Here is a 4,638-nt window from a genome sequence, read left to right as displayed (position 1 = left end):
AACGGCCAGACGCTCGCTTCCGCGAGCTGCTTCACGTACACGAGCGACAATCAGCCCATCGTCACGGCCATCCTGCCGGCCTCCGGGACGAAGATCGGCGGAACCCGGGTGACGATCGTCGGCAGCGGATTCACGGCTCCCGTCCAGGTGTTCTTCGGCGGGACGCTGGAGGCCCAGGTCGTTTCCGTGTCGCCGACCCAGATCATCGCGATCACGCCCCCGGCCAATGCCCAGGGCCCGGACACGACGTTCCCGCAGAACGTCGACGTCACGGTGAAGGAAGTGAACTGCTCGGGCACGACGTGCACGAGCTCGCCGGTGACCTATACCTACACCGTCGGGATGTCGATTTTCGGGTTCACGCCCGACCACGGCGACGCGTCGACCACCGTCACGATCACCGGCCAGGGCTTCGTCGCGCCGCTCCTCGTCACCTTCGGCGGCGTGCAGGGAACGGTCCTCTCGGTGACCGGTACCCAGATCCTGGCGAAACCGCCGGCGGGATGCCCGAGCAGCGGCGGGACGATTGCCGTGACGCTGTTGTCCGACGGGGAAACGGCGGCGGCGCCGGGTACTTTCACGATCAACGTCCCGACGGTGACCAGCTTCGCCCCGACCTCCGGGCCCGGCGGCACGGCCACGCCCGTGACCGTGATCGGCACCGACTTCTTCCCGACCGGATCGCCTTCCCGGGTCTCGGTCACCGGCGCGGGCGGCGCCATCGGAACGGTTTCCGTGTCGGAGGTGAACGGACAGCAGACCCTGAGCTTCACGGTCAACCCCGACGTCTGTTCGCCGACCGTTACGGTGACGATCGTGAACGAGGCGACCGGCTGCACGGTCGAGCGGACGTTCACGAATTCGACGTTCAACGCCGCGGCGCCCACGGCGAGTCCCAGCGCGACGCCGGGACCGGCGAACGACCAGGCGTCATTCTCGGCGGCGACGTCCACGACGGGGACGCCGAATTTCACGTACGCCTGGACGTTCACGAATCCCGACGGAACTGCGGCCACCCCGGCCACCTCGGCGGCGCAGAATCCCGGAGCCGTCACGTTCAACTGCGGCTCGAACGGGCCGGCGTGCACGGGCCTTGCGAGCGGCACGCTGGTCGTCACGGACGCCTGCTCGAAGACGGCCACGCAGGGGGTCACCGTCGCCCCGCAATAACGCCTCCTGTTTCGTTTTTCTCGCCGCCCCCGGTCCCCGGGGGCGGCTTCTTTTTGGGGCCGGGTTTGATGAGAGAATACCGGGCCATGGCAGACCCTCAGGCCGAGGCCCGGATCCGCGACCTGGAGCGGCGAATGGCCGCGATGCCGGGATCGCGGATCTTCGTCGGGCTCGCCGAGGAATATCGCCGCGCGGGGCGCTTCGGAGACGCCCTCGCCACCCTCCGGACGGGACTCGAGGCCCATCCCGGCTACCTCTCGGCGCGGATCGCGATCGCGCGCCTCTACCACGAGATGGGGAGGGACGACGAGGCGATCGACGCCTTCGCCGGCGTCCTCGCCGCGGACCGCGAGAATCTCGTGGCGGCCAAGGCGCTGGGCGACCTCTACTCGCGCCGCGGGAACGCCGTGGAGGCGGTCAAGAAATACAAGCTCTACCGCGCCCTCTCCGGAGACCGGGCGATCGACGATCGCATCGCGGCGCTGGAAAAGGAAGCGAAGCCCGAGGCGCCCCCTCCTCCTCCTCCTCCGTCGGCTCCGGCCGAGCCGAGGATGTTCGATCCCATCAACTTCTCGGACTCGTCCGCGGAGTTCCGGTTCGACCCCAACGCGACGATGTCGCTGTCGACGCTCGAGTTCTCGCCCGAACCGACCCCGCCCGCCGAGCTCGACGTACCGGGCCCTCCCGGGCCATCCACGGCGGCGGACACCGCTGCCGCCGAACCGCCGGTTCCGGAGGCTTCCGCCGCCGCGCCGCCGGAGGCCCCTCCCGCCGGATCCCTCGCCGACATCACGGTTCCCGACCTCGTCCTGCCGGGCGCGGGAGCCGCGGGGAGCGAGGCTTTCCCGCCGGCAGAGAGCCGGCCGGCGCCGGAGCCCGAGGTTCCGTCCGACGCGGAGAGGGAAGCGCTCTCCCGCGAGACGGACGAGAGGGAAACGCCGATCGAGCCGCCCCCCGAGCTGCCGCCCTCGCGCACGCTCGCGGAGCTCTACGAGAAGCAGGGGTTCCGCGAGGAAGCGCGTCGCATCTACGAGCGGCTCGCCGAGGAGCATCCGGAGGACGAGAGCCTCACCCGGCGGATCGCCGCGGTGCGCAGCGAAGCCGCGGCGGCTCCTTCCGCCGTCGATCCCCGGACGCGCCGAAAGCGGGCGCTCGAAGGTTGGCTCGCCCGCCTGAAGGCGAACGCCGCTTCCGGAGCCGGCTCGTGAGGGCGCGCGGGCGCCAGCCTCGCGGAGGCGACGTGTGAGCGACGTCTTCCGCGAGACCCTGATGCAGTTCGCCGAGCGCGTGGAAGGCCTCCACGGGGTATCGCTCATCGGCCGCGACGGCATCGCGATCGACTCCGTCGTTCCGGCCGAAGATTCGGTTCTCGAGAGCGTGTCCGCCGAGCTGACCGGCGTTCTGAGTCATCTCAGCGCCGTGGATCTCGGTCTCGAGGCGGGATCGGTTCGCCAGTTCGTCGTCCAGTCGGACAAGGCGACGATTCTGCTTTCGGCGGTGACTTCCGAGTATTATCTCCTGATCCTGTTGTCCCCCGAGGGGAATTCCGGACGCGCCCGTTTCGAAGCGCGAAAGGCCGCTTTCGCGCTCGAGAAAGAGCTGGTTTGATGCTTTCGTTCAAGGAGATCAAGGAGCTGATCGATCTCGTCGCCGAGAAGAACCTCTCGGGAGTCGAGATCGAGCGTTCCGGTTTCCGCCTCCGCATCGAGGGTCATCGCGGGGAGTCGAACGGCGGGTCGGCCGTCTACTACCCGGCCCTTCCCGTCGCCTCGGCTCCCGCCGCGCTCCCCGCGGCCGGCGCGGATGCGGCCGCGGCCGAGGAACGCGCGGAGGCCGCCGAGGACACGCTTCATTACATCGTGTCGCCGATCGTCGGGACCTTCTACCGCGCCGCGTCTCCCGAGTCCGATCCGTTCGTGTCGCCGGGCGACCGCGTCGACAAGAACAAGATCCTCTGCATCATCGAGGCGATGAAGCTCATGAACGAGATCGAGTCCGACGTCGCCGGCGAGGTCGTGAAGGTCTTTCCGCAGAACGGGCAGCCGGTCGAATACGGCGAAAAGCTCTTCGCGATCAAGACGTCGTGACGCCGGCGTGCCTCGTGCGCGAGCGGAGCGGAGCGAAGCGATGGCCCTTCGAATCCCTCGACCCGGAAGACCCCTCCGGTCTTCTCGTGGCCACCGTGGCGAGATCCCCTCTTCCGAGGGGATGGCGAACGGTGTTTACCCGCCGAAGCCTCGGCGAAGGCGGGCGCTCACGGCCGTGAGTGCTCCGATGCGCAATCTTTAAGAAGATCCTCGTCGCCAACCGCGGCGAAATCGCGCTGCGGGTGATCTCGGCGTGCCGGGAGCTCGGCATCCGCACGGTCGCCGTCTACAGCGAGGCCGACCGCGAAGCGCTCCATGTCCGCTACGCCGACGAGGACGTCTGCATCGGCCCGTACCCGCCGTCGGCGTCGTACCTGAACGTCGCCTCGATCGTCTCCGCGGCCGAGATCACCGAGGCGGACGCCATCCATCCCGGCTACGGGTTCCTGTCGGAGAACTCCCGCTTCGCGGAAATCCTGGCCGATTGCCGGATCGCCTTCATCGGCCCGAGCCCCGAGGCGATCCGGACGATGGGAGACAAGGCGCTCGCCCGCAAGACGATGGAGAAAGCCGGGGTGCCGACGCTTCCCGGATCTTCCGGTGCGCTCGAGACGCTCGATGAGGCGGTCGAGGTCGCGCGCCGCATCGGCTACCCGGTGATCCTCAAGGCCTCGGCGGGCGGAGGCGGGCGAGGGATGCGGGTCGCGCAGAACGAGCGCGATCTCGCGTCGTTCTACGAGATCGCGCGGGGAGAGGCGGAGAAGGCGTTCGGCAACGCCGAGATCTACCTGGAGAAGTACCTCACGGCACCGCGCCACATCGAGTTCCAGGTCTTCGGCGACCGCTTCGGAAAAGTGATCCATCTCGGGGAGCGCGAGTGCTCGATCCAGCGCCGCCACCAGAAGCTGCTCGAGGAATCGCCCTCGGTGGCTCTCGACGACGCCCTGCGCGCCCGGATGGGCGAGGCGGCGGTGAAGGCCGCGAAGGCGGTCGGCTACACCGGCGCCGGAACGATCGAGTTCCTCCTCGACGCGGACGGGCAGTTCTCTTTCATGGAGATGAATACCCGGATCCAGGTCGAGCACCCGGTGACGGAGGAAGTGACCGGTTTCGACCTGGTCAAGGAGCAGATCTCGGTCGCTGCCGGGCAGCCGCTCTCGTTCGGCGACAAGGCGATCCGCGCGCGCGGCCACGCGATCGAGTTCCGGATCAACGCCGAGGACCCCGAGAAGTTCACCCCGTCGCCCGGCCGGCTGACGGTCTTCCATCCTCCGGGCGGGACGGGCGTGCGTGTCGACACGGCCGCCTACCAGGGCTACGTGATCCCGCCGCACTACGACTCGATGATCGCGAAGCTGATCGTCCGGGGAAAAGACCGCGC

General features: G+C 68.7%; 5 protein-coding genes. All 5 read left to right on the top strand.

What is annotated here, in order from left to right:
* On the top strand, positions 1-1,170 hold a 1,170-nt coding region (locus VFS34_00765; GenBank protein ID HET9792961.1), incomplete at its 5' end, for an IPT/TIG domain-containing protein.
* A gap of 86 nt (positions 1,171-1,256) precedes the next feature.
* The gene (locus VFS34_00760; protein HET9792960.1) at positions 1,257-2,378 is read left to right on the top strand and encodes a tetratricopeptide repeat protein; all 1,122 of its coding nucleotides are present in this window, start codon (positions 1,257-1,259) and stop codon (positions 2,376-2,378) included.
* A 34-nt stretch (positions 2,379-2,412) separates the two neighbouring features.
* A complete protein-coding gene (locus tag VFS34_00755) occupies positions 2,413-2,778 on the top strand; it encodes a roadblock/LC7 domain-containing protein (protein ID HET9792959.1) in 366 nt (121 codons plus the stop codon).
* Complete coding sequence (gene accB / locus VFS34_00750; protein HET9792958.1) at positions 2,778-3,257, top strand: acetyl-CoA carboxylase biotin carboxyl carrier protein; 480 nt, start codon at positions 2,778-2,780, stop codon at positions 3,255-3,257. The genes VFS34_00755 and accB overlap by 1 nt, the downstream gene beginning before the upstream one ends.
* A gap of 194 nt (positions 3,258-3,451) precedes the next feature.
* On the top strand, positions 3,452-4,638 hold a 1,187-nt coding region (accC, locus tag VFS34_00745), incomplete at its 3' end, for an acetyl-CoA carboxylase biotin carboxylase subunit (protein HET9792957.1).

This window comes from Thermoanaerobaculia bacterium, assembly GCA_035717485.1.
Classification (GTDB): Bacteria; Acidobacteriota; Thermoanaerobaculia; order UBA5066; family DATFVB01; genus DATFVB01.
The sequence above is the reverse complement of the archived record's forward strand: the minus strand, read 5'-3'. Positions and strand labels throughout refer to the sequence as shown.